The organism is Pseudanabaena sp. lw0831 (assembly GCF_016584665.1).
GTDB lineage: Bacteria > Cyanobacteriota > Cyanobacteriia > Pseudanabaenales > Pseudanabaenaceae > Pseudanabaena.
Window position 1 is genome coordinate 80,693 of sequence record NZ_BBJB01000115.1, and the last position, 25,369, is coordinate 106,061.

At 42.8% G+C, this 25,369-nt stretch carries 19 protein-coding genes and 1 pseudogene; 7 read left to right on the forward strand and 13 right to left on the reverse strand.

What is annotated here, in order from left to right; translation table 11 throughout:
• Positions 1–179: 179 nt before the first annotated feature.
• Positions 180–1,601: a Rieske 2Fe-2S domain-containing protein gene (locus tag APA_RS23970; RefSeq protein ID WP_201324729.1), complete on the reverse strand. Its 1,422-nt coding sequence runs from the start codon at positions 1,599–1,601 to the stop codon at positions 180–182.
• Between the two features lie 150 nt (positions 1,602–1,751).
• Complete coding sequence (locus APA_RS23975) at positions 1,752–3,086, reverse strand: FAD-binding oxidoreductase (RefSeq protein WP_201324730.1); 1,335 nt, start codon at positions 3,084–3,086, stop codon at positions 1,752–1,754.
• 408 nt (positions 3,087–3,494) lie between these two features.
• On the opposite strand from APA_RS23975, the gene APA_RS23980 reads away from it, so the two are divergent.
• Positions 3,495–4,325 carry a leucine-rich repeat domain-containing protein gene (locus APA_RS23980; protein WP_201324731.1) on the forward strand — a complete coding sequence of 277 codons (831 nt, stop codon included), beginning with the start codon at positions 3,495–3,497 and terminating at the stop codon, positions 4,323–4,325.
• A gap of 69 nt (positions 4,326–4,394) precedes the next feature.
• Here the strand turns inward: APA_RS23980 and plsY are convergent, their stop codons facing one another.
• A complete protein-coding gene (gene plsY, locus APA_RS23985; protein WP_201324732.1) occupies positions 4,395–5,048 on the reverse strand; it encodes a glycerol-3-phosphate 1-O-acyltransferase PlsY in 654 nt (217 codons plus the stop codon).
• A gap of 125 nt (positions 5,049–5,173) precedes the next feature.
• Complete coding sequence (locus APA_RS23990; RefSeq protein WP_201324733.1) at positions 5,174–5,380, reverse strand: hypothetical protein; 207 nt, start codon at positions 5,378–5,380, stop codon at positions 5,174–5,176.
• A 291-nt stretch (positions 5,381–5,671) separates the two neighbouring features.
• Between APA_RS23990 and APA_RS23995 the strand changes: the two genes are divergently transcribed.
• Both APA_RS23995 and APA_RS24000 read left to right on the forward strand, forming a co-directional pair.
• Positions 5,672–7,357: a hypothetical protein gene (locus tag APA_RS23995; protein ID WP_201324734.1), complete on the forward strand. Its 1,686-nt coding sequence runs from the start codon at positions 5,672–5,674 to the stop codon at positions 7,355–7,357.
• Between the two features lie 105 nt (positions 7,358–7,462).
• Positions 7,463–8,518, forward strand: coding sequence for a thiamine phosphate synthase (locus APA_RS24000; RefSeq protein WP_201324735.1), 1,056 nt, complete (start codon positions 7,463–7,465; stop codon positions 8,516–8,518).
• 31 nt (positions 8,519–8,549) lie between these two features.
• Here the strand turns inward: APA_RS24000 and APA_RS24005 are convergent, their stop codons facing one another.
• From APA_RS24005 to APA_RS24020, 4 genes are all read right to left on the reverse strand, one after another.
• Positions 8,550–9,380 (reverse strand): response regulator, encoded by an 831-nt coding sequence (locus tag APA_RS24005; protein ID WP_201324736.1) that lies wholly within the window; start codon positions 9,378–9,380, stop codon positions 8,550–8,552.
• 36 nt (positions 9,381–9,416) lie between these two features.
• Complete coding sequence (locus tag APA_RS24010; RefSeq protein WP_236580028.1) at positions 9,417–11,918, reverse strand: MASE1 domain-containing protein; 2,502 nt, start codon at positions 11,916–11,918, stop codon at positions 9,417–9,419.
• Between the two features lie 66 nt (positions 11,919–11,984).
• Positions 11,985–13,931, reverse strand: a complete 1,947-nt coding sequence (locus APA_RS24015) for an ABC-F family ATP-binding cassette domain-containing protein (protein WP_201324737.1) — start codon at positions 13,929–13,931, stop codon at positions 11,985–11,987.
• 163 nt (positions 13,932–14,094) lie between these two features.
• On the reverse strand, positions 14,095–14,610 hold the full coding sequence (locus APA_RS24020) for a hypothetical protein (protein WP_201324738.1): 516 nt from the start codon (positions 14,608–14,610) through the stop codon (positions 14,095–14,097).
• A 93-nt stretch (positions 14,611–14,703) separates the two neighbouring features.
• Between APA_RS24020 and APA_RS24025 the strand changes: the two genes are divergently transcribed.
• Positions 14,704–15,723, forward strand: coding sequence for a glycosyltransferase (locus APA_RS24025; protein ID WP_201324739.1), 1,020 nt, complete (start codon positions 14,704–14,706; stop codon positions 15,721–15,723).
• Between the two features lie 29 nt (positions 15,724–15,752).
• Here APA_RS24025 and APA_RS24030 read toward each other — a convergent pair.
• A pseudogene (locus APA_RS24030) lies at positions 15,753–16,553 on the reverse strand (thiazole synthase); the annotation flags it as partial.
• 268 nt (positions 16,554–16,821) lie between these two features.
• On the opposite strand from APA_RS24030, the gene APA_RS24035 reads away from it, so the two are divergent.
• Positions 16,822–17,769, forward strand: a complete 948-nt coding sequence (locus APA_RS24035) for a F0F1 ATP synthase subunit gamma (protein WP_201324740.1) — start codon at positions 16,822–16,824, stop codon at positions 17,767–17,769.
• A 34-nt stretch (positions 17,770–17,803) separates the two neighbouring features.
• On the opposite strand, the gene APA_RS24040 is transcribed toward APA_RS24035, so the two are convergent.
• Positions 17,804–18,916, reverse strand: a complete 1,113-nt coding sequence (locus APA_RS24040) for a quinone-dependent dihydroorotate dehydrogenase (RefSeq protein WP_201324741.1) — start codon at positions 18,914–18,916, stop codon at positions 17,804–17,806.
• Between the two features lie 175 nt (positions 18,917–19,091).
• Between APA_RS24040 and APA_RS24045 the strand changes: the two genes are divergently transcribed.
• Complete coding sequence (locus APA_RS24045) at positions 19,092–19,319, forward strand: gas vesicle protein GvpG (protein WP_201324742.1); 228 nt, start codon at positions 19,092–19,094, stop codon at positions 19,317–19,319.
• Between the two features lie 137 nt (positions 19,320–19,456).
• Positions 19,457–20,188, forward strand: a complete 732-nt coding sequence (locus APA_RS24050; protein WP_201324743.1) for a pentapeptide repeat-containing protein — start codon at positions 19,457–19,459, stop codon at positions 20,186–20,188.
• A 117-nt stretch (positions 20,189–20,305) separates the two neighbouring features.
• Here the strand turns inward: APA_RS24050 and APA_RS24055 are convergent, their stop codons facing one another.
• From APA_RS24055 to APA_RS24065, 3 genes are all read right to left on the reverse strand, one after another.
• Positions 20,306–20,920: a precorrin-8X methylmutase gene (locus APA_RS24055; protein WP_201324744.1), complete on the reverse strand. Its 615-nt coding sequence runs from the start codon at positions 20,918–20,920 to the stop codon at positions 20,306–20,308.
• 123 nt (positions 20,921–21,043) lie between these two features.
• Positions 21,044–22,084, reverse strand: coding sequence for a PleD family two-component system response regulator (locus APA_RS24060; protein WP_201324745.1), 1,041 nt, complete (start codon positions 22,082–22,084; stop codon positions 21,044–21,046).
• Between the two features lie 54 nt (positions 22,085–22,138).
• On the reverse strand, positions 22,139–25,264 hold the full coding sequence (locus tag APA_RS24065; protein WP_201324746.1) for a PAS domain S-box protein: 3,126 nt from the start codon (positions 25,262–25,264) through the stop codon (positions 22,139–22,141).
• Positions 25,265–25,369 lie beyond the last annotated feature (105 nt).

Here is a 25,369-nt window from a genome sequence, read left to right on the forward strand (position 1 = left end):
TTTACCTGTTAGTTCTAGAAGATAGAGTTAGTGATTTGCGATACATCTATCTTCAGATAAGCAATCGCCAGTATATAAGATTGAGGGGACACAGCATGTCCCCCTGATCGTATGAACCCTCAAAGAGAGAGGCAGAGCTTTGCTCTGCCTCTCTCTTTGGGGCGCTAAAGCGGAGATCGCTATAAATTGCGTAATGGAATTTCTTGACCGTAAATAAACTTCTGTTCTAAGTTATTGCATATGAGCCATAATGTGATCGAGATCGCCATAGGAATAGAACTTAGCAAAATCACTAGCAAATTTGCGGGGGCAAACAAGAAGCTAATTAAGGGACTTATTGTCCATGCGATCGCGGCGACTATCTTACTGATCATTTTAATCATGCGAACATTTCGCAAAGCTTGACTGCAACTCGCACATTTAGACGTATGGGAGTGATAACGATCTAAGAGAACTGTTTTTGATAGAGGAGCTTTTAATCTTTCGCTGACAAAGAGATCGGCTTCATAACGGGCTACCCATTTCCGCAGTTCAGAAACATAGGTGTCTGCTGGTGTTGCTAGATAGAAAGCCTTAGCATAATTGCCATCAACCTCTGGTTTCGCAAGTGCTTTCTCAAGATAGCGCTCTTGATAATGCAAAAAGATTTGATCGTCTTCGAGAATTCCATTCTGTCCAATATGGGAATACCAACGCGGCGTAATCCCAATAAAAAATCTAGGAATTGCCGAATTAAATTGAAAAGGGAATCTCGCAAACATACGGCATTCCCCTTTGCGAGTTGGCGTGGCATATACAACAGTCATTGTACGCCCAAACTGTTTAGAAGTTAGATCGTGCCACATCAACGAAGGGGCAATGAAAGTTGTATCTTGCTGTCCTAATTTGCCTCGTCGAGGACCTTCTTCCCATTTACCTTGAAAGCCCTGCTTATCAGTTTTTAGAACCTCTAAAACCATCGGTGCAGCATTGGCACGGTTGCCAACGGATTTATGATGGGTAAAAGGCAGATGGCTTGCGTCAAGGACGTTTTCTAGCAGGGTGAGCGCATCGTAGGGGAGATCGCGAAATGTCCCAAAAAGAGTCCATTTCTCAGTATCAGTTTCGAGAGGTTCGACAATTGGAATCTTGACTTGAGATGCGTTTTCTGAATTGCCCGCGTAAATAAATAACATTCCTTGACGCTCGGCAGTGGGTAATGCTGCTACACAAGCGCGTTTAGAAGTATGCGCGGTTCCTCCTTCGGGTTGTTGGGGAATGCGATCGCAACTTCCATCACCTTTAAAAGCCCAGCCGTGATAGGGACATTCTAATAAGCCATCTTCAGCAATTCTACCTTCCGATAGAGGCACGAGGCGATGGGGACAGCGATCGTCAAAGGCTTTCCATGCATTGGTATGACGATCCCACCAAATTACCAAATCGCGTTCTAATAAGGTAAATTTTGATGGCTTAGCTTTGTCTAAGTCTTCGATATAAAAGACAGGATACCAGACCTCTTGCCAGTCAAAGAGATCGGGATTTAGTCCTCCCGCAGGTAAACTTTGCGCTTGGGAGTCGTTAGGGTGAAGATTTTCTCTCAGTAAAGTATTTGCAGTCATGGCAGCCAAAGCGATCGCATTGTAAAGTTATGTATAGTTTAGCCTGCGATCGCAATTTGCGTTCAAACCAAAACCAAGAAATTTTTTAAAAGTGTTGCAAAGCAACACTTTTAAAAAATTTCTTGGTTCGTAGGGCGGGCATCGCCCACCCTACATCTGCCATGCTTTCATTTTTTCGGGGTTCATGAGTCCGTATGGATCGACCATGCGCTTGAAGTTTAGTTGATCGTAATCAATTGTCTTCATGCCTCCATCTTCGAGAATATAGGTGTGAGGATTAGCGATAAATACACCCTGTGATTCGTGATATTGAATAATCGCATTCAGGCGATCTCCATCAGTAAATCGCACCACTTGAATCGCGGCAGGAATCACACTTCCATTCACCTTAATAAACTCCAAATGCATCATAACTTCATCGCCAAAATACTCGTACATCTGCTGTACAAGTTCTAGTTTCGGATCATTCAAAAATAGGCTCTGGAGATAGGTGAGGGTAGGATCGGCTGCACGGGCATGTAAGGTAGTGTGATTCCATGTGAACTCAACTAGACTGATACCTTTGCTAGCTTCTTGAGCACCTTTCTCATAGCAAATCTCACCATAAAATTCTTGGACAAGGCTTTGAAATGGCTCGAGATCGCTTTCGGCGACTAGAACTAAAGCACAATGGGCACCTGTCGGAATATAGCTTTGCAACGCCGCGAAATAGCTTGGAATCGGTGCAGCATGAACACTGACCATCTTTTTGATGATGCCGTCGCTATTGCCGAGGGCTTGTCCAAATCTGGCGGCAGTCATGAAATCGGTGAAGCTAACAATACATTCCATCCATGCATAGGCAGGTGCAAGGGGAACTTCCAATTCGGTAATAATGCCATTAGTTCCGTAGGCATGATTGACCTTTTGGACATCATCACCTCGCAATTCAATGATTCGCGGTTCATCTTCGAGGGTGATTACACGCACTGCTCTCAAGTTACCGCGATCGCGCAATTGCCCATACAAAACGGAGCCAATCCCACCACTTCCGCCAGAGATAAATCCACCAACTGTAGCAATTCTATAGGTGGATGGAACCATGCGCGATTCCCAACCAATTTCTTGCGCTTTTTTGTCGAGGGCAGCTAGTTTTACGCCTGTCTCTACGCGAGCTAATCCTGCTTTAATCCATTTGATTTCTTGTAGACGCGAAGTTTCTAAAATTATGCCACCTTTGAGTGGCGTAGATTGTCCATAGTTCCCAGTTCCACTACCACGAATTGTGAGCGGTATTTTATATTTCACACTGGTTTTGGCAATTCTTAGTACCTCGCTTTCGTTTTTGAGCCGAACTACGATATCTCCAACTTTGCCAGCCAGTAATGGAACGAGCACTGGACTAAAGTGAGAATAATCCTCTGAAAGTTTAGCGACTTGGGTCGGATTTGCGATCGCTTCGATGCCAGATAGTTCTTCTAATAAATTTTCTAAAGATATTTGCATATTTACCGATTTTTGTTATCCCACTATCCTAACGCCTGTAAGGAAAAGAGAGGTAAAACCCAAGTTATTTTCTTGTTGCAGATCGCATCCCAGTTCAAGTACAGCCCATGTAAATAGGCGATCACACTAAATGTTCTCTACAAAAATCGATGAAACTTTTAATCTGTCTACTCCCTTACCAGTCAATAATACCAAAACTCAAAATAGCGTAGCCATTTTGAGTTTTGAAAACCCTTACTGGGTTTGGTTTTTAATTCACAAAAGTGTTGTCACACTTTCGTGAATTGGTATAATTAGTGATGCGGGGCTTTGACCCGCATCACTAATTATTGATTTTATATGCCTATTTATTCTCTCATATCTCATTTAGGATTGCTATAGTCATATTTTCGAGAAATCGTAGTATATATGAAATTCCCTTTAGCCTTTAATGTTCTCTCGATTGCCACAGTTCCGCTATCATTTTTGCTCTTCCCAGCAGATGCAGTTCCAACTGACAATCAAAGCTTTGAGCAATGGTGTCTACAAAAAAACTTTCTCCCTAATGAAACTAGAAAGACAGTTGAAGTGCTGCTAAAGAAAGCCAATACGCAAGACTGCAAGTTAGCTGAGTCAAAGCTGAACAGACCATCTACAGTACTCTACCTCGAAAACAATCAAATCAGTGACCTTAAGCCTCTAGCGGGCTTAACTAATTTGACTGAACTCTATCTTAGTATCAATGAAATTAGTGACATTAAACCACTAAAGGGCTTAACGAACTTGACTAAACTCAGTCTTGCTCGCAACAAAGTCAGCGATATAAAACCTCTAGCGGGCTTGACTAAATTGATCGTTCTCTACCTCGGAGACAATCAGATCAGAGATATTAAGCCATTAAAGGGGTTGAAAAACTTGACAGATCTTTTGCTCAACAACAATCAAATCAGTGACATTACTCCCCTTACAGGTTTGACTAATTTGATCGAACTCTACCTCTACAATAATCAAATCAATGATATTAAGCCTCTCGCAGGTTTGACTAATTTGACAGATCTCGGTCTCGGATACAATAAAATTAATGATGTTCAGCCGCTAGCGAGTTTGACTAATTTGAGTAGAGTTGGTCTCGACAACAATAAAATTAATGATGTTCAGCCCTTGGGAAGGTTGACTAAATTGACTGCACTTTGGCTCAGAGACAATCCAATCACTGAGAAGATTTGTCCCGTTAAACTAAGCACTGTTTGTTTGTTTTAGTTTTTTGTTAGATCGCCAATAAACCCAAAAGGTAGTGGCGGCACTTTGCGCCGCCACTACCTTTTGGGTTTAAGCTTTTGAGTCAGACTTAAAGCTGAACTCCGTGCCGTTAAGAATGCGCTCGATATTAGAACGATGTAACCAAATTACAAAGATGCAGCCCACCGTTACAAAACTTGAATAAACAATATTCCCTTGCAATGTCCACATCAAGACTGGGGCAGCGGCGGCGGCGGCAATTGAGCTAATCGAAACTATGCGCCAAATTGCCATTGTCGCTAACCAAACGCTAAAAGCCGCGATCGCGACAATCCAATTCAACATACACAAAATCCCTACTCCTGTTGCCACTGACTTACCACCCTTAAAACCTAACCAAACGGGGCGACTGTGACCAATGAGGGCAAGCATCCCTGCCCCGATCACGAATAGCGATAAATTATCGGTAATTAGCGATTGAGTATATCCAAAAGTTGAAGCTGAGAACGCTTGTAGATAATTCGCCGATTGCATCATGTAAATTGCGATCGCGCCCTTGGCAAAATCGGTCGCAAATACAATAATTCCTGCAAACTTGCCGACATTGCGCCATACATTTGTTGCTCCTGTCGAGCCTGAGCCAAGCTCACGAATATCAATACCCGCCATCCGTCCCAGCAAGTAACCCGTAGGGAAAGATCCTAAAATATAGGCGATCGCAAGCAAGAGATAGGGAAACCACATAAGTTGTATTTCAGAAACAATAATAGGCTAGAGCAAGCGCTAACCCTATTCTCTAATATTGTGGTAATCAAGAATCAATAAAAAAGGACATGCTTAGCATGTCCTTTTTTATTGATTCTTGGATTTTAATCGATAGAAATAGATTGCGGTCCGTCATTTTTGCCATTATTGCTATTAGAAGCAACCGTGCTCGGTGTTGCTCCTTGCTTTTCTAGCCAACCCTTTAAAGGATCTTGCTGGAGATCGAGCTTGAGAAAGCCCGAAACGAGTCCACCAAAAAATGCAACGGGTTGCCCTAAGAACTCATTGAGAATCGGTTTTAGCTCGTCCATAAAATGCAGAAATATAATTGGAGTTATTTTTTACAGTCTTTTGCAAGCAAAAGGGATATAAGGAAGTTTTTAAAAGTGTTGCAAAGCAGGACTTTTAAAAACTTCCTTGGGTTTTATTGTATCGTTAAAACCTAGAAAATCGAGAGGATCGCATCTCTTTAGGTTAAGTTCTAACTAACGATTGCTACAATTTCTGATCAAATCTAGCAATTTCTACCCATATCGTAGTTAAATCGATCAATGCACTCTGATGAATTTCTTGAGGAGTGGCAAATCTAGAGAAAACTTTCGATGACTACGCTAAACAGATCTACTCTTCGTCGCCTTAAAAAACTCAAGCAGTCATCTGCGGTTTGGGAAGGTGATCGTCGGGCTTTACCCGCTAAGATCCGCCAGCCGCAAGACTCTTCTAACATTATCCCTCTTCATGGTCATGATGAAGAGTCTAAACCCCATTGCATTTTGTGGGTAGATGGTTCAATGGGAATGGTGCGTTCTATGGACGTAGTTGAATCGGCTGTGGGGCAAGAATCCTTTGTTCGCGCTTTGTTGCAAGCGATCGAACATCCCCAAAGCCCAGCCCAGCCATCCTTGCCCCAGAAGATTTTGGTATGCGATCGCGAACTCCAGTTTTATTTGCGTGGTGTGCTACAGGATTTAGGAATATCTGTTGAATATGTCGAGCGCTTGCCATTGATTGACGAGATCTTCTCGCATATTTTGGAAAGCTTTACGGCAAATCCACCTATTGTGCCAGAAAGGTTTGCGGCAGCTTTACATAAACAGTCCGAGCAGCTATGGCGAAATGCGCCTTGGAATATACTTTGGGATCATCAGGTAATTTCCATCAAGCTCGATTACTGGGATCTCGACACTCTTTATGCGATCGTCATGGGCAAAATGGGGTTAGAGCAGGGGGTGATTTTTTATCGCTCCGAAGAGTCGTTGGTCAAATTTCGACAGCGTATTGTTGCAGGCAACTCTGAAGATGATATCGAAGAGACTTTTTTACATCAAGACTGTCTGTTTAATCTTTTTGAAACGCCTGAGTTGGAAATGGAAGATGACTTTCCCCCATTTCCATTTCGGGGCAAGGTTAGAGCCTTACCTACGGCAACTACACCGATGAAGCCGATCTACGGAGCTTTGCATCCCCTTGAAGGCGGTAGACCCTATCTCTACGATGAAGAAGCGATCGCTTTAACAGTTGCCCTAGAAGCCCTAAATAACTTTTGGGAACAGTACTGTAAGCGCTTGAACTCCAATTTTGGTAAACTCTCAGGCACTTACACTGTTTATGCACCAAGCCCTGATAGCGACGTTGAAGAGACGATTAAGGTTGTCGTTAAAACCATGCCCGATCTGGCTGATGAGTTACATCAGTTAGTCGAAGAGGATGACGATGATGATGATGATTCACCACTAATCAATGAAGATCTTTGGCCAGATAATGCCCTGATCCATATGATGACGATCCCTTGGGAACAGGTAGATTTTTTACGTAATGCTGACATTCACCGTCAGTTTTCGGACGCAATTTCTGCGATCGCACCTACCAAAAAAGGTGAAGGTCTCCCTGGGCTGATGATCCAGACTTCACGCCCCAAAGCACTGGAATTAATCGAACAAATCAATAGTTTTGATGGTATCCAATCTTTGTGCTTCAATCCTGCCGAAGATATTTTCGGAAATGTTTGTCAACTTGGCTTGATGGTGATGGGAAATGATGACTTACATCTATTCGGTGAATTTGATAAACCCACTCTTAATGCTGAACACCACAAGCGCTGGAAACAACGTGCCAAAAACACCAAAGGCAATATCTGCGTAATTATCGCGATGGGCATTACTGGAGCGTCGCGTGGCAATCCTGCCCCCCACCACATCTTGGGCTACTACGAAATCAAGCTCATCGACGACAAAGAACTTGGCTTAGGTAAGTTACGCGCTGAACCTGCCTTTGACTTTGAATTTTGATCCCAAAATGAATATATTAGAAGGAGCGTGCTTCGCTCGCCCCTTCTAATAAAAAACCATATTAAAAGGTGGGTGCGAAGCACGCAACTTTTAATATGGTTTTTTATGTCCCAACAAATCATCTATCGCATTCTTGATGCCAACCTCGATCGCGCCCGTGAAGCTTTACGAACCATCGAAGAATGGTGTCGTTTTGGTTTGGAAGAGGTGACCTTATGCGATCGCTGCAAGCAAATGCGTCAAGAACTTGCACAATGGCACAAGGCAGAATTTCGACGCGCCCGCAATACTCCCGAAGATCCTGCGACGGGGTTAAGCCATGCTAATGAAGTTCGTCGTGCAGATGTCCAAGCTGTGATCAGAGCAAATATGGGACGCTTGCAAGAGGCTCTAAGGGTTTTAGAAGAATATGGCAAAGTCGTCGATCCTAAATTAGGTGAGGCGATGAAACAAATGCGCTATCGGGTCTATACCCTCGAAAGTCAATTACTTAGACATGAGGAGACTAATATTGGTGAAATTCGCCGCCAAAAGTTGCAAGCTGCGAGTTTATATTTAGTAACCAGCCCTGTCGATCATATTGCGTCAGTTGTGGAGTCAGCTTTGCAAGGCGGTGTGCAGATCGTGCAGTATCGTCAAAAAGATGGTGAGGATGGAACTCGCTATACGATCGCCAAACAACTTTGCGAAATTTGCCATAAATACGATGCTTTATTTCTAGTTAACGATCGCGTTGATATTGCGATCGCAGTGGGAGCCGATGGTATTCATGTTGGGCAAACAGATTTGCCAGTTTCCTCAGTGCGCCAAGTTTTAAATGCTAATGGTGGCGATGCCTCGCAATACATCATTGGACAGTCAACCACTAATCCTCAAGAACTAGAAATTGCTATGAATAATCAAGTGGATTATGTCGGTGTTGGCCCCGTCCATGCCACACCCACTAAACCGAACAAGGCTGCCTCTGGTCATGAATATGTCAACTATGCTGCTGAGAATCTCAGCATTCCTTGGTTCGCTATCGGTGGACTTGATGAACATAATTTAGAAGCGGCGATTGCAGCAGGTGCTAAACGTGTCGCGGTAGTAAGGGCTTTAATGCAAGCTGAACATCCCGATCGCGTAGCGAAACAAATGCGATCGCATTTGTTTCGCTACTAAAAAAGGGGCTGTGCTTTGCACAGCCCCTTTTTTAGTTGTGTTGTTTCTTAGCAGAAATATCTCTAATCGTAATTGTAAAGCCATCGCCTAACTTGATGACTATGAACTGATACCAACCAGCAGGTTCTGAAGAGTAGTATATTTCTTCATCTAGAGTCTCCCCAGTCTCTACTACATTAACTATCCGATCGAATAGGTGGCGGTTAAATTTTTCTAGAAATCGCCTTAGTACTAATTTACCAATTAAATCTTCACGGCAGCGATCGAACATTCTCGATATCATCGGATTTAAGATTAAGCAACGAAAATCCATAATATTGCCTGTAATCGGATCGCGAACAGCCTGCATCGCGGCAATACCATCGGATACACTATTTAAAACGCTAGTGACTAAGGCCCTCGATTGATACAACATTTCTTCAGTTTCTTTGTGCCTAGCGATTTCGTCCTGCAATAACCGTTTCTGGCGCTGAATAGTCAATTGGTTTTCAAGACGAACTAATACCTCCTCGCTTTGAAAAGGTTTGCAAATATAATCAACGCCTCCAGACCAAAAAGCTTTTACTTTATCAAAGACATCATCTAAAGAGCTAATAAAAATCACAGGAATATCTCGTAAATCTGTATCTTCTTTGAGAGCTTGGCAGACCTGATATCCATCCATCTCTGGCATCTTGATATCTAAAAGAATCAAATCTGGTCGTTTTACCTTCGCCGTTTTAAGAGCCATTCGTCCACTAGTGACGCTACGAACACTATAGCCAAGTGTAACTAGTAAGTCACTTAGTAGTTGTAAATTTTCTGGGAGATCATCTACTAAGAGAATATTGCCAGTTAGTTCGAGTGAATGGTTATAGCTCATGGATTAATGTTGCCAATGTAATCAGGGCGCAGAGCGCTATTCAATATGTGTTGAAAGTAAAGGTTCGGTGAGATCAATTAATTTCTCAAATTGGTAATTACGCGCCAATTTAGTTAGCGATCGCACTAAGAAAGTTTCGCTTTCTGGAATTTGCCCAATTAAGTTTATAACAATATTTTTATCAGCTTCAAGTGATGCTCTATATAATTGCATAATCCAGCTATCTGGCATAACTTTTAAGTTTTCGGAAGTTAGCAATATTTCTGAGGGAAAATCGATTTCATGTTTATGATGCTGAATATTTTCGTAAATATACTTCACGCCAAGATGTTTGGCAAGAGCATCAAAAATTATTTGTTCTCTAAATGGCTTGCGGATGAAGTCGTCGCAGCCTACTGAAAGCACGATCGCTTTTTCTTCTTCTAACACACTGGCGGTTAGAGCAATCACGGCGGTAGCATTGCCTTTAACCGTGGACTTAATGTACTTTGTCGCTTCGTAGCCATCCATTACAGGCATTCGCATATCCATCCAGATTAAGTGTGGCTCCCACCGATCCCAGATGGCGATCGCCTCTTGTCCGTTGCTTGCTTCTTGGACTTCAAAACCCATAGGTGTTAGTAACTTTACTAATAATTGGCAATTAACGGGTTTATCATCAACGACGAGGATTTTGTAATTGGGTTGATCGGGCGCAAGGGCTAATGCGCGTCTTTTGTCTATAATGCCACTAACTAATTCTTTACCTAGTTGAGCGTGAATCTGAAACTGGAAAGTTGAGCCTTTACCAAGTTCGCTAGTGACTGAGATGTCACCACCCATCAACTGCACAAACCTACGGCTAATTGCTAAGCCTAAGCCTGTACCTTCTTGCTTTTCGCGTCCCGCCTGAGCCTGAGAAAAAGATACGAATAATTCAGATAATTCTTCAGCCGCAATACCAACTCCTGTATCACTAACACTGAAATTGAGAATGAGTTTTGGATTTGATGGATCTTCTATATATATGGATTCGTTAATTGGCGTATTGATATTTGTTACATGGAGCAAAACCGATCCGTTTTTAGTGAATTTAATCGCATTACCAATCAAGTTGATGAGAACTTGACGCAATTTAATTTCATCAGTGTAAATATAATGCGGCACATTGGGATCGCGCTCGAAGACAAGATTTAGCCCCGCATTGATTGCGCGTAGCTGGAACATATCTTCAACATCATCCAACAAATGCTCTAGATCGAAAGTTTGCAAATTTAAAGTTGTCTTGCCTGCTTCGATTTTTGATAAGTCAAGAATGTTGTTAATAAGCGTTAATAAGTAATCACCACTTCGATTAATAATGCTGGCACTTTCAAGATGCTCTGTTGCTAAATTCTTCGCTCTCATCATCATCTGCGAAAAGCCAAGCACTGCATTTAGTGGCGATCGCAGTTCATGGCTCATATTGGCAATAAAAGTACTTTTAGCTTGATTAGCGGCTTCGGCCTTAGCCGCTAGTTCCAGCGCCATAGATTCACTTTGACGCAAATCACTGGTGCGATCGAGAACCCTTTGCTCTAAGTCAGCATTAGCCCTTTGTAAGCCCATGTTTGCTTTACGATTTTCTTCCACAATTGCAAGAGTGATCATAGTAGTCATGGCAATCACACTCATAAAAATCTGGAGCAATAATAGCGAATCTCCTTGAGTTATGGCTTTATAAAAAACTCCAAATCTATAGGCTGTCGCTACAGAAGCAGTCATACTGACGAGCATGATCAGTAAGGTCGTGAGCTTTGCCCCAAATCGAAAGGCTGACCATAGCAGTGGAGGTAGTAGCAGATATTCGAGCGGTTGGCTATCGTAAAGAGACAGATAGCCAACAAAAACTAGACTAGTTAAAGCTGTCAATACTTCCCAATTAATCCAAGATTTAATTGGGGTATGCTGATGCGATCGCAACCATGTCAAGACTAGGGGAGCGAAAATTAAAACTCCCACAGAATCGCCAATCCACCACGGCAAAAACAAACGGTTGAAAAAATTTTCCCAGACATACCGTTCAGTAACAATATAAGCCGTAATTCCAGCCACTGTTTGGAAGATAGTTCCACTAAATATAGAACAAAGAGCAAATATGACTACATGGTGAACCTGATTAAAAGGATATTTAGTGCGCGTAAATTGTAAAATCAGCGAGACGGTGATTAATGAGCCAATAGTCGAACCAGCACTTGCGGCTAAGGAAGGAGCTAGAACTTCTAACCAGTTGCGATGCAAATTTAAATACAGTGTGCCTAAAAAAATTCCTAACCATCGCGATCGCCCCCAAACCAAGAGGAATCCAACATTAAACCCAGCCCCTGGCCAAACGGGAGATGGAGCCTTAACATTGGAGACAATAATTTTAGCAACTAGCCAAGACACGGCAAAATATACTAACGCAATGCAGATGATCTCGAACCACCAGCGTGGATTGTTAACTTCTAGCCCAAATCGAGACAGGGGCCACTTTGATCTATTGGCTGCTGTTTCGGTAGGTAGTTGATTAGTTTTCATCTCTGCAATTTCTTTTGATTAACGCCCAAATAGCAAAGGCAGCGCAAATGCTGCCTTTGCTATTATCTAGATTCTTTCGGCTAGCTCTAACCAACGCTCAGTAGATTTCTCGATCGCCTGATTTAGTTCAGCTAAGCGATCGGAAAGTTTTTTTAGTTCCGTATGACCAGTAGGTGGATTGTGATAGAGCTTCTTCTCAGTTTGGGTCTTTTCTGCCTCCAGTTTGGGGATTTTTGCTTCTAGTTCCTCATACTCGCGCTTCTCTTTGTAGGAAAGCTGTGAAGGCTTTTTGGACTCAGTTTTTGGTTTAACAGTTTCAGTCACGGATGGTGCAACGTTACTTGATTTCTGGTCTTTAGCAACTTTACTGGATTGTCCTTTTGCGCTACTAGATTCTTTCTCAGCTTCGTCTTTTTTGTATTCCAAATAGATAGAATAATTCCCAGGGTACAAGCGAACTTCACCTTCTGGCTCAAAGGAAAACACCATTTCGACAGTGCGATCGAGAAAATAGCGATCGTGGGATACCACAATTACACAACCATTAAAGTCTTCGAGATATTCTTCTAATACAGCGAGAGTCTGCACATCGAGGTCATTAGTCGGTTCATCGAGGATTAGGACATTCGGAGCCGCCATCAAGACCTTGAGCAGGAATAAGCGCCGCTTTTCACCACCAGAAAGTTTATTGATCGGAGCATATTGCGTGTTACCAGGAAAGAGAAACCGCTCTAACATTTGCGAAGCCGTAATGATGCTCCCATCCGAGGTCTTGACTAGTTCTGATACGTCTTTGAGATAGTCAATCACGCGCTGATTGCCATGGTCAGCAAGATCGTCAGAATGTTGATCGAAATAACCAAAATGGATCGTCGTGCCAATTTCCACAGTGCCTGCATCGGGCTGCAACTGTCCGATGATCATATTCATCAGTGTGGATTTACCCGCGCCATTGCTGCCAATAATGCCAATGCGATCTTCGGGCGTGAAGTTATAGGAGAAGTCTTTGATCAATGTGCGATCGCCATAGGATTTGCAAATGCGATCTAGCTCGACAACCTTTTTGCCGATGCGCCGCCCTGCGGTAGTGATATCGACTTTTGCATTGGCTTGTTTAAATTCCATCGCGTGCAAATCATGAGCGCGATCGATACGTGCTTTTTGCTTGGTACTCCGAGCCTTTGGCCCCTTTTTCAGCCATTCCAATTCCCGTCGCAATAGTCCCGCATGTTTGCGTTGTGTACTCTGTGCCGAGTCTTCAGCTTCGGCTTTTTTTTCTAAATAATAGGAATAATTGCCCGAATAGGAATACAAATCACCGCGATCAATTTCGATGATGCGATTGGTAACTCGATCTAGAAAATAGCGATCGTGGGTAATCAGCAATAATGCGCCACGATAGCGATTGAGGTAGCTTTGTAGCCATTCCACAGAGAGCGCATCAAGATGGTTTGTCGGCTCGTCCATCAGCAGCACATCAGGTGCAGAGAGCAAAGCTGAAGCGATCGCAATCCGTTTGCGATATCCACCCGAAAGGCTGCCAATTTTCGCTTCGAGATCGTCAATCCCTAATTTAGTTAAGACAATTTTGGCATTAGTTTCCAAATCCCAAGCGCCAGTCTGATCCATTCGCTCAGATACACGCGATAACTGCTCTAGTAAGCGATCTTGATCCCCATGTCCGTGGGTTAACTTATCAGAAATTTCTTCATATTCTTTGACTAGTGACATCTGTTCACCACTATCAGCAAACACTTGTTCTAAGACCGTATTTTCTTCGTTTAAGTCAGGTTGCTGTGGTAAATAGATAATTTTGGCGCTGGAATTTACCCAAAGTTCGCCGCCATCGCTATGCTCAAGCCCTGCAATCATTTTGAGTAATGTGGATTTCCCCGACCCATTTGTGCCAATTAACCCCACCTTGTCGCCTTCATCGAGGCTAAAACTAGCATCCTTGAGGATTTCCTTGATGCCAAAATCTTTGCGGAGCGATCGCAGTGTAAAAAGTGCCATGCCTGATCTATTTATGAGCTATTTATGAGCTGAGAATTGAACTTAAGTCGCTAGGCAAAATTAAATATAAAATCCCAAAATCTATACCGCCCACTGCGCGGGCAGTATAGATTTTGGTTTTGAGTTTTTAATTTTGCTGAGGTACTTACAGTCTAGTTTAGCTTTATTTTCTGCGACTCCAGAAAAGAGCCAGTAAAACGCACCCCGTCAGCAATCCGTAAATCGCGCCAACAGCCAGCGTTAAAAAATCTCCCAATTTGGCAATCAATAAGCTACCTACCATTACACCTACATACCAACTCGCCGTAGTCCCAACAATCCACCAGCCTGACTGCCTAAAATACTGTTTAATCAGCATCCATTGCATAAATCCAGTTGATAATCCCCGTAAACAAGCATATATCACCAATAAATCAACTGCATCGCCATAGGTGACAGCCAATTGAAAACTCGCCCAAGAACTTAGCGAGCCGCCCACAGCACCACCCACTAAAGTTGTCCACAGCCATCCTATACCCCGAATATATCGCCTGATCACTAACCACTGGGATACTGCGATCGCCATACTCATTACAGCAAAACTTAGAAACACCCCAAAACCGCCTGTTATAAAGTCAGGGACAAAGGCACTAATTTTGCCACCACCTGCGTAACTAAGTGATGTGGCGATAATCCACAAGGGCAGAAAGCTCCAGTGAAGTTTTTTTATGGTTATCTCTTTTAACCTAAACTTGTTTAACAAGGATTTGAGCCTGATATTTGAACTTGATAAATGAGAAGACTATACTTTTTGCTGCCAGGAACTACAAATAAATTTGCTTGCGGTGGATTGTGGGCTGAGCTAAAAACCTTGGAATTAGCCAAAAAATTTTGTGCTGCGGAAGTCGTCACCTATCGCCAGCGCGAAAAAGATTATCTCTGGTTGGATGATTTATTGGACTCAGATGATACTTTTCGAGCTTTAGATGATGCAATTTTTGTGATGAGTTGGGGATTTGATGTTGTCAAGCTCGCACCGAAATTAAAGCGTTTGAATGCGATTTATCATGCTCATAGCGCAGGCTACGGCTTTAATTTACCTTCTAGCGTGCCAATTATTACGGTTAGTCGCAATACACTCGGCTATTGGGGACAGCGATCTCCACATTCGTTAATTTATTACTTACCAAACGAGATCTCCAATAAGTTTCAAAATCAAGAAAATAGTCATTGGAGCGATCGCGATATTGATGTGCTAGTGCAGGCGCGAAAATCCTCTAGTTATCTGATGAAGCAATTAATTCCCGCTTTGCAAAAGCAATGTCGTGTGGAAATAGTTGATCGTTATGTCGAAGATTTAGAAGGATTATTTAATCGAACTAAGGTCTATCTCTACGACTCAGCAGAATATTGGGCTGTGCAGAATGTAACGGAAGGATTTGGGTTGCAACCGATGGAAGCTCTCGCTTGTGGTTGTCAAGTTTTTTCTAGTGTCAATCATGGCTTATCTGATTATCTCGATCCTGCTTTTAACTGTTACAAGATTGCTGGATACTCGCAAGAGTTTGATATGCAACGCATTCTTAGAGTAATTCAGACCAATCAAAAATTATCTTTATCGCCAACTGTATTAGATGAATATCGTGCTGAAAATATCATTATGAGGCTACAGGTAATTCTGGAAGAACTCAATGAATTTTTTGATCACAAGCAGATATACCAAGGTAATATTTCCAGTTTGGGGTATTGGCAAGTGATGAAACTACGATCGCAAAGAATATGGACAAAGCTGCTCAAGCGTTTGAATCCATAAAAGATAGGGTTGCATAGCAACCCTATCTTTTATGAAACTAGTCCTGTCATAGGTGAACTGGCGCTCGCATAAGCTTTGACAGGAATCCTTCCAGACAAATAGGCGGCGCGACCTGCCTCAGTTGCCATGCCCATCGCTCGCCCCATTGCGACAGGATTATTCGCACAGGCGATCGCGGTATTTACCAACAACGCTGATGCACCCATTTCCATCGCTGCTGATGCTTCGCTAGGAACGCCGATACCTGCATCGACTACGACTGGGATCTTGGATTCTTCGATAATGATCGCGATATTTGCAGCATTATTAATGCCTTGTCCTGAACCAATTGGCGAACCGAGAGGCATCACCGTGACACAACCAATTTCTTCGAGGGTTTTCGCCAAGCGGGGATCGGCATTGATATAGGGTAAAACGGCAAAACCTTCTTTAACTAATTGTTCGGCAGCTTTGCAAGTACCAAGGGGATCGGGGAGCAAATATTTTAGATCGGGAATTACTTCAAGCTTCACAAAATTGTTATCTTCCTGACCCAAAATCTTTGCCATCTCACGCCCCAGTCGCGCCACGCGCACTGCCTCTTCCGCAGTCTGACAGCCAGCAGTATTCGGCAAGAGCCAATATTTACTCCAATCTATCGCTTCAGCAAGTCCTTCGTGCCCCGCTGCGTTAGTTTGCACGCGCCGCACCGCCACAGTCACAATCTCGCAGCCACTTGCTGCGATCGCCTGACGCATTACCTCGAAGTTGGTATATTTGCCTGAGCCAGTCATTAAACGCGATCGGAACTTACGCCCCGCAATTTCGAGCAGATCACCCGATGAATCAGCAATATCAGAAATCTGGCTATTTAGCGTAAAAATTGGGTTGAAAGAAGGTGAAGAGGCGATCATATCAAGGAATTAAAAGTTTGCTTCTAGATTTGTAAGAGTAAATGAGCTAAAGCTCATTTACTCTTACAATAATCAATTTCAAGGATATACATTAGTTTGCGGTTTGAAGGCGCAATTTTTTATTAAGATACTTAGGATACTTAAGTGTCTTCTGTGATATTCCAAATTTTCCATAGTATTCAATAGCAAGTAGCAATTTAGTTTCATGGCTAACCTCAAATCCATCCGCGATCGCATCGGCACTGTTAAGAATACTCGCAAGATAACTGAAGCAATGCGTCTCGTCGCAGCCGCAAAGGTTAGACGCGCTCAGCAGCAAGTTCTGTCAACTCGTCCTTTTGCCGATCGCCTCGCTCAAGTCCTATATCGTCTCCAGCAGCGCATCTCCTTTGAGGATGTCAGTCTGCCTTTACTCGAAAAACGTCCTGTTAAAACTGTTGGTCTTCTGGTGATTTCAGGCGATCGCGGGCTTTGTGGTGGCTATAACTCAACCATTATCCGCCGCGCTGAAGCTCGTGCTAAAGAACTAAAAGAACAAGGTATTAATTACACCTTTATCTTGGTCGGTCGTAAGGCAGCGCAATACTTTGCCCGTCGAGATCAACCGATCGCCGCTAAGTTCGTTAGCTTAAACCAAATTCCTAATGCTGCCGAAGCTAATGCGATCGGCGATGAAATTACGTCGGCATTTTTGGGCGGTGTGATCGATCGCCTTGAGTTGATCTATACCCGTTTTGTATCTCTGATTAGCTCTCGTCCTGTCCTCCAAACTCTATTGCCCCTTGAGCCTCAAGGACTAGAGCCTCAAGATGATGAAATTTTCCGCCTAATTACTCGTGGTGGTAAGTTCCAAGTCGAGCGCGAAAAGCGTGAAATTACCGTCAAGGAATTGCCCAAAGAATTGCTCTTTGAACAAAATCCTGAACAAATCCTTGATGCTTTGTTACCTCTGTATCTGAGCAATCAAATCCTCCGTGCTTTACAAGAATCCGTAGCTAGCGAACTGGCTGCACGGATGACTGCAATGAACAACGCTACTGAAAATGCAGGCGACTTGATTAAGTCCCTGACTTTGCAATACAACAAAGCCCGTCAAGCCGCGATTACTCAAGAAATCTTGGAAGTAGTTGGTGGCGCAGCCGCACTGACTTAATTCAAAAAAGGGCGGCGCGTAGCGCCGCCCTTTTTTATTTATGCGACAGCCCGATCGCTTGTTGAATATTATCTAAGCCATGCGCTTCTAATTTGGCAACCAAACCTTGCAAGATCTGCTTGACTATCATTGGTCCCTCATAAATTAAGCCCGTATAAACCTGCACGATCGCAGCACCCGCCGTAATCTTTTGCCAAGCATCTTCCGCTGTGAAAATGCCGCCCACACCGATGATTGGTAAGCTTCCCTGCGTGGTTTTCCAGATTAGATTGATTACTTGTAAAGAGCGATCTCGTACAGGTTGACCACTAATTCCACCTGCTTCCTCGGTGACAGGTCTCCCAGTCATGGTTAAATGCGTAGTCGTTAAGTTTTGCCGTGAAATCGTCGTGTTTGTCGCGATAATTCCTGCTACGCCATAGGATTGACTCGCTTTGACGACTTCCACAATGTCAGCATCATTTAAATCTGGCGCAATTTTTACTAAAATCGGCTTGTTAGCATTATTAATCGGATTTAACTCCGCGAGGATCGCGCATAGCTGATCAGTGGCTTGCAGATCGCGCAAATTGGGCGTATTTGGGGAACTGACATTGACCACGAAATAATCGCCAAAATCGTACAGTGATCGCAAACTCTCGGCATAGTCTAGTTTTGCGTCGGCTATCTCCGTGATTTTGGATTTGCCAAGATTAAGCCCAAGGGGAATACTCAGCTTATGGGATTGCAAATAATTTTGGAGATCGATCGCCGTTGCTGCTGCACCACGATTATTAAACCCCATCCGATTTAAAACTGCGCGATCGCTAGGCAGGCGAAACAAACGCGGCTGTGGATTGCCCGACTGAGCATGGGCGGTAATCGTCCCCACTTCTGCAAATCCAAAGCCCAGATGTTCCCATGCGCCGATCGCTTCCGCATTTTTATCAAAACCTGCTGCTAATCCGACGGGATTCTCAAATTTGAGGTTCCAAAGGGTTTGCGATAGCCGCGAATCGCTATAGTAAAAGGTAGACTTAGCGATCGCTTGCAGGATTGGGGACTCACTAATTCGACGACAAGTCGCGATCGCGAAATGATGAGCAGCTTCAGGATCGAGTGAAAATAAAAGGGGGCGCACCCCATATTGATAGCCAACACTTAACATAGGTTTAGTTTATGAGGCTGTCGTGCTAAGTAGCTACGCAAAATTAAATACAAAACCCAAAGATCTGTACCGCCCGCTATGCGGGCGGTACAGATCTTTGGTTTGTTTTTTTAATTACGCTTCGTTACTTAAAGCAAGACAGTCTGCAATCAGAAATTAAGGAGTACATTTCCCAATGATATGGCAACTACTGACAGCACCCCTCGATGGACTGGTCTGGATCGCGGAACAAATTGAAGAAAGGGCGACTACTGAATTAGAAAAAACCGAAAATCTTCAAAAAAGGCTCACTACTTTACAACTAAAGTTCGATCTTGGTGATATTAGTGAAGAAGATTTTGCAGCACAAGAACAAGAGATTTTAGAAGCAATGGAAGCAGAAATGGACGAAAACAAGGAATAAGATATAGCGCACAGCACTATATCTTATTCCAATAATTTAGTGGTGTGCAGCTTTGCCATGCACCACTAATTATTCAACTTAGCAACGCCTATTCTTTTGGGGGAAGAGATTATTTATTAAAAAATGGTGAAAACTTAATGGAAGTAAGTGAACTAATCAATAGCTACCATGCAGGTCGTCGCAACTTTGCGGGAGTAAATCTCAGCAGAACTGATATGAATGGTATTGACTTGAGTCATGCCGACCTCAGTGGCGCAAATCTGAGTGAATCTAGTCTCTATGGTGCAAACTTAAGCAATGCCAAGCTAAATGGTGCAGACTTTAATGGTGCGAAACTCTATCGAGCTAATCTCGTCAGCGCCAATTTTAGTGGTGCTGACTTAGGAGAAGCAGATCTTAGCGAAGCGAATCTCAGTGATGCCAGACTTTATGGGGTGAATTTGTATGGAGCAATTCTGAACAAAGCAAAATTGCCTCGCGCTAAACTTACAGGTGCAAATATGGGCAAAGCAAAGCTAAATCGCGCCGATCTTAGTGAGGCGATTCTCAGAGATGCAAGGTTATTTGGCGCGAGTCTCAATGAGGCGATGTTGCAACGAGCCGATCTCAGTCGAGCAAGTCTCAATGGCGCAAATCTGAATAAAGCGATGCTCTCTGAGGTTGATCTGACCTTTGCGAGTTTGTATGGAGCCAGTCTCTGTGATGCTGATCTGAGCGAAGCTGATTTGACGAGTGCTAATCTTCAAGGCTCTGATTTAACTCGGGTGAATTTCTATAAGGCGAACTTAAGTAAATCAAAAATGGCAGATGCCTCCACTGAGGGAATGTTGACGCAAGAGGCAAATCTATCAGGAATTATCTGGTCTTAATAGCGCTTTGCGCTCAAACCAGAACCAAGAAATTTTTTAAAAGTGTTGCTTCGCAACACTTTTAAAAAATTTCTTGGGGTTCGTTAGCAGGGTTGGAGCAAAGCGCCGACTCTAGCATTATTTATTGCCGTAGGCTTGCCATGCCAAGCTGACTAGAGAATTAAATATAGCCGCCGCCGCGATCGCATTGCCTTTACGTCCATCGACGCGAATATGGGGAATTAGCGAATCATTTAAGCGAGACTTGATGACATCAGTATCAATAAAACCAGCAGGAGTACCAATCACCAATGCAGGCTTGACATCCTCCATTTCGATCAAATCCACAAGAGTTGCTAATGCTGTTTGAGACTCGCCGATCACAAATATGGCTTCAGGATAGCGTTTTGCCAAGGTCTCAATCCCCCAAGCCGCTTGCGTTTTGCCTTTCTGGGGACGAGTGATTGCTTCTACACCGCAATAAATGGGATTCGCAAAAGTGTCGCAGATTTTCGGAAAGATTGCTGCTTGTACGGTTGGCACATCAACGATAATGGTGGTGCGGGTGGCAAGGGCTGCGGCTCCAGCCTGTAAAGCTTGCTCAGAGAACCTGACAAGATTTTTATACTCAAAATCTGCGGTGGCATAAATTACTTGGCGCACAATTTCATATTCGGCTGGTGAAAGTGAGTGTTCACCGATCTCGTTGTCGATTATTGCTAAGCTTTGTGCGTCCGTAATATGCCATTCCATAAAATTATGCGATTACCGTAGTTTAGTCATATAGCATTCAGGTATGACCGTACCATATTTTCGAGAACGCCGCGATTTTTGCCCCCAATAGTGTGAGGCGGCGCGAAGCGCCGCCTCACACTATTACTCTGGGACGTATGCATTTTGCCTAACGCAATTTCGACCTTCGGCTTTGGCGAGATATAGAGCGCGATCAGCTGATTTGATTAAATGGATCGCTTCAAACCCATGAGATGGCAAAAGTGTCGCAACCCCACAGCTTATCGTCACATGATTGGCTGCTTTAGAGTAAGCATGTGGCAATTGTAGCGATCGCACAATTTCTGTAGCCCTAATCGCTACATTCAGCGCTCCTTCGGCATCGGTATTCGGCAAAATAATTGCAAATTCTTCTCCCCCATACCGAGCAACCAAATCCGCAGGACGATTGGTGGATCTACTAATTGCTTGAGCGATTTCCTGTAAACAGCGATCGCCCTCTTGATGTCCGTAATTATCGTTGTAGTTTTTAAAAAAATCGATGTCGCATAACACCAATGAAAGCGGAATTTGTTCTCTTTGCGATCGCTTACATTCTTGTTCCAGATATTCATCTAGACAGCGACGATTAGCGACTTGGGTCAAGCCATCAATAGAGACCAATCTTCTTAATTCTTGGACAACGATTGCTAATTGTTGATTGGCTGATTCAAGCTGTTGGCGAAGATTAGCTTGATCGAGCAAACGGCGTACCCTTTGACGCAAGACAGCCCAGTGAATTGGCTTTGTTACATAGTCCGAAGCTCCCACTGCATAGGCGCGATCTACCGACTCTCGATCTTCAAGGGCAGTAATAATTAATACGGGTGTGTGATCGCCGTGGGGAAGTTTTTGTAGACGTGAGCAACATTCAAATCCATCTAAAACAGGCATCATTGCATCCAGTAAAATTATATCTGGGTGACATTCTTGATAAATTTTTAAAGCCTCCATGCCGTCAGTCGCCTCAACCACACGATAATTTTCGCGTTCCAAATAACGTACCAAAATTTTTCGCATAAAAGAGTCATCATCTACAATTAAAATTAAAGGAGTCTTAGATGATGATGTCTCAAAAATATTCGTTTTTTGGCTTGTTGTTATGATTGGATGCTTATTGCGATCGCTACTATCATCGATTGTCATTACATGGTTAGACGGTGAAATTGATATTAACAGATATGCGTCTACCTGAAGCTCTTAGTGATATTTTTCATGTTCTAATTCAGATTTAACATTTGCATATTCATCAGTAATTTTATTGATTTTGATATCTAAGTCCTCATATTTTTGATTGCGCAGATTTGTTTCTAATCCACGGCATAGAGTTGCTAGATTTTCAGCGCCAATTACACTACTGCAAGATTTTAAGGTGTGTACAGTCAGCAACATCACCTCAAAATTTTTCTGTGCAAAACTAGTATATAACTCTTGGAGGAGTGATTGTGAATTATCTAGATAACTATCGATTAGTTCCATCAAAAAATTTGGATCTTCGCCGCCGATGTCATTGACGGCTTCAAGAAGCGTAGACATGTTGATTGAAGCTATGGTCATAGGGCTAATTGGTTTAACTGAAGGACATTCTTCTAACACCCGCACGAGTTCCGAGTTATGGATTGGTTTGCTGAGATAGTCATCCATGCCAGCTGCTAGACAAATCTCCCGATCTCCTTGCATAGCATTGGCGGTCATCGCCACAATCCTCGGCTTAGATATGATTTTACCATTTTGACAATTTTGTTCGATCGCTCGAGTAGTTTCAAGCCCATCCATCTGTGGCATTTGCATATCCATAAACACCAAGTCATAGGGTTGCTGTGAAAGTGCAGATATTACCTCTAACCCATTAGCCGCCACATCCGCCTGATAGCCCATACGTTGCAAAATATGTATGGCAACTTTTTGATTAACAACATTGTCCTCAGCTAGCAAAATCCGCAATGGATGATTCTTAGCCATTTGTGAATCAAAGGCAAAACCTTTCTTGAGTGAGCCTAGAGAAATTCGCGCCGTATTTGTCTGATTTGCTAAGCCCTGAGCAATACTTTGACTGATTGTTTGGCTAATTGATTGTGGCGATCGCGGCGAGGTCGGTGAAGTACTGATTGTCGCAGGCTGTCCCCAAACGTATACTGGAGCCGTAATTGTAAAGTAAAAGGTAGAACCTTCCTGAACACTGCTCTCCACCCACATTGTGCCGCCCATGATTTCACATAAACGCTTACTGATCGCAAGTCCTAGCCCAGTACCACCATATTGCCTTGTGGTGGAGGCATCAACTTGGCTAAAGGGTTGAAACAATCGATGTAAGCGATCGCTAGGAATACCAATTCCCGTATCCTTAACTGCAAATTGTAAGGTTCTTAATAACTGAGTTTCTTCATGATGATCGCTGAGTTCACAGCGTAAATAATGTGAAATGAGTATTTGCGTGATCGAAATATTCACAGAACCGCGACTAGTAAATTTGATTGCATTGCCAATCAGATTTGTCAAAATCTGTCTTAAACGACTCATATCACCAATTACAATCAAATCCACATCGGGATGAATCAAATAACCGAGTTCAATATCTTTCTCAAAGGCCTTAGCTGATAGCAATTCGATTGTATCTTCCAAGCAAGTTCGCAAATCAAAGGTTTGTTCTTCTAATTCTAGATGTCCTGATTCAATTTTAGAAAAGTCTAAAATATCATTGATGATCGTCAGTAATGTACTACCCGCATTGCGAGCAATCTCCACAAATTCCCGTTGTTCTTTAGTTAAATTTGTGTCGAGTAGGACTCCCGTCATCCCAATTACCGCATTCATGGGCGTACGGATCTCATGGCTCATTGTTGCCAAAAAATCACTTTTTGAGCGATTGGCAGCTTCTGCAATAATTCGGGCTTCTTCTAATTCTGCATTTTGTTTGAGTAGTTGTTCGCGTTGACGGGTTTCTTGAATGAGTAAATTTGCCTGTGATAGAGCTATACTGACTTGATTTGCCACGGATTCAAGCAACTCTTTTTCTTCAATTGTCCATTCGTGAAAGCTATTGCAATGGTGCAATAAAATAATGCCATTGGTCAATCCATGGGATGAAGTGCGGATGGCTAATAGCGATCGTAGTTGCATTCGATAGAATAATTCCCCAAATTCATCTAAAGCCTGCTCTGTATAAACATTTGTAATCGCGATCGCCCGATCTTGATTAGAAACTCTTTGCCCAAAAGCACCATTTAATAAAGGTAATTCAATGTCTTTTACAGAAAAAATTTTGTCAGCTAATTGCTCTGACATGAGAGAAATATGAGGTTGTAAAACTGAGCTTTGACCTTCATAGTCTAGTTTGTAAATGAGGCATCGGCTTGCCCGAAAAGCTAGCTGGATTTGATGAGCAGCCGTTTGAAAAATGCTGTTTACATCAAGGCTTTGACGAATTTCATCAGTAATTCGATTAAGTAATACTGTGAGGCGCATTTGTCGTTTTAAATCTTTTTCTGCTTCTTTACGAGCCGTGATATCAGTTTGGATACCGATAAAGTGAGTCGGCTTACCATTGTCATCAAAGATTGGTGAAATATTTAACTCATTCCAAAACAAAGAGCCATCTTTGCGATAGTTCCTGATCACAACACTGCACGCTTCTCCTTTATTAATTGCATTTCTAAGAATATCTTTCTCAGGTTGGAATACATCGGTTCCTTGCACGAAGCGACAATTTTTGCCGATTACTTCACTAGCTTCATAGCCCGTGATTTGTTCAAAAGCAGGATTTACATAAACAATTGCATTGTTAGGGAGCAGGCAGTCTGTGATCACGATGCCATTTTGGCTAGAAGCGATCGCCCGTTCTTGTAGTCGTAAAGTTTCTTCAAATTTTTTGCGATCGCTAATATCAAAGCGAATTGATAGATATTTTATGGGCTTACCATGATCATCTAATAAGGGCACGATCGTGCTATCAGTCCAGTAAAATACTCCATCTTTAGTCTTATTACGGATTTCACCACGCCATACTTTTCCACTGGAGATGGTATCCCATAGCTCGGCAAAAAAATTAGGTGGATGATACGCTGAGTTGATAATTCGATGATTGTTGCCTGATAGTTCGTCTTGACTATATCCAGAGATTTCGCAAAATTTACTATTTGCGTAAGTGATCTTCCCATCCAAATCAGTAACGGCAACGATCGCAGCTTGATCAAGGGCAAATTTTTGAAATGCTAGCTCGTGCAATGTCTCTTGCAACTTGTTTCCAGCTTTTGCTGCCGCCCTATTTGAAGAATTGGTACGCTTTTTTTGGTAAGTTGATAAATCACCTTTAGTAGCTTTAGCCATAAGTTAAGAAGACTCGGATAAAAAATCAGCCTGAAAATAGATAAAAAGTTAATATATTAAAAACGGACTTGATACTTTCGAAAATTCCCCCTTGTCAGATATATC

What these genes read in the sequence shown, in the direction of transcription:
- APA_RS24050 (WP_201324743.1), top strand. Translation starts at nt 19,457, where the DNA reads ATGGAAGTAAGTGAACTAATCAATAGCTACCATGCAGGTCGTCGCAAC.
- APA_RS23995 (WP_201324734.1), top strand. Translation starts at nt 5,672, where the DNA reads ATGACTACGCTAAACAGATCTACTCTTCGTCGCCTTAAAAAACTCAAG.
- APA_RS24025 (WP_201324739.1), top strand. Translation starts at nt 14,704, where the DNA reads ATGAGAAGACTATACTTTTTGCTGCCAGGAACTACAAATAAATTTGCT.
- APA_RS24035 (WP_201324740.1), top strand. Translation starts at nt 16,822, where the DNA reads ATGGCTAACCTCAAATCCATCCGCGATCGCATCGGCACTGTTAAGAAT.
- APA_RS23990 (WP_201324733.1), bottom strand. Translation starts at nt 5,380, where the DNA reads ATGGACGAGCTAAAACCGATTCTCAATGAGTTCTTAGGGCAACCCGTT.
- APA_RS24065 (WP_201324746.1), bottom strand. Translation starts at nt 25,264, where the DNA reads ATGGCTAAAGCTACTAAAGGTGATTTATCAACTTACCAAAAAAAGCGT.
- APA_RS24060 (WP_201324745.1), bottom strand. Translation starts at nt 22,084, where the DNA reads ATGACAATCGATGATAGTAGCGATCGCAATAAGCATCCAATCATAACA.
- plsY (WP_201324732.1), bottom strand. Translation starts at nt 5,048, where the DNA reads ATGTGGTTTCCCTATCTCTTGCTTGCGATCGCCTATATTTTAGGATCT.
- APA_RS24045 (WP_201324742.1), top strand. Translation starts at nt 19,092, where the DNA reads ATGATATGGCAACTACTGACAGCACCCCTCGATGGACTGGTCTGGATC.
- APA_RS24005 (WP_201324736.1), bottom strand. Translation starts at nt 9,380, where the DNA reads ATGAGCTATAACCATTCACTCGAACTAACTGGCAATATTCTCTTAGTA.
- APA_RS23975 (WP_201324730.1), bottom strand. Translation starts at nt 3,086, where the DNA reads ATGCAAATATCTTTAGAAAATTTATTAGAAGAACTATCTGGCATCGAA.
- APA_RS24055 (WP_201324744.1), bottom strand. Translation starts at nt 20,920, where the DNA reads ATGGAATGGCATATTACGGACGCACAAAGCTTAGCAATAATCGACAAC.
- APA_RS23970 (WP_201324729.1), bottom strand. Translation starts at nt 1,601, where the DNA reads ATGACTGCAAATACTTTACTGAGAGAAAATCTTCACCCTAACGACTCC.
- APA_RS24010 (WP_236580028.1), bottom strand. Translation starts at nt 11,918, where the DNA reads ATGAAAACTAATCAACTACCTACCGAAACAGCAGCCAATAGATCAAAG.
- APA_RS23980 (WP_201324731.1), top strand. Translation starts at nt 3,495, where the DNA reads ATGAAATTCCCTTTAGCCTTTAATGTTCTCTCGATTGCCACAGTTCCG.
- APA_RS24015 (WP_201324737.1), bottom strand. Translation starts at nt 13,931, where the DNA reads ATGGCACTTTTTACACTGCGATCGCTCCGCAAAGATTTTGGCATCAAG.
- APA_RS24000 (WP_201324735.1), top strand. Translation starts at nt 7,463, where the DNA reads ATGTCCCAACAAATCATCTATCGCATTCTTGATGCCAACCTCGATCGC.
- APA_RS24040 (WP_201324741.1), bottom strand. Translation starts at nt 18,916, where the DNA reads ATGTTAAGTGTTGGCTATCAATATGGGGTGCGCCCCCTTTTATTTTCA.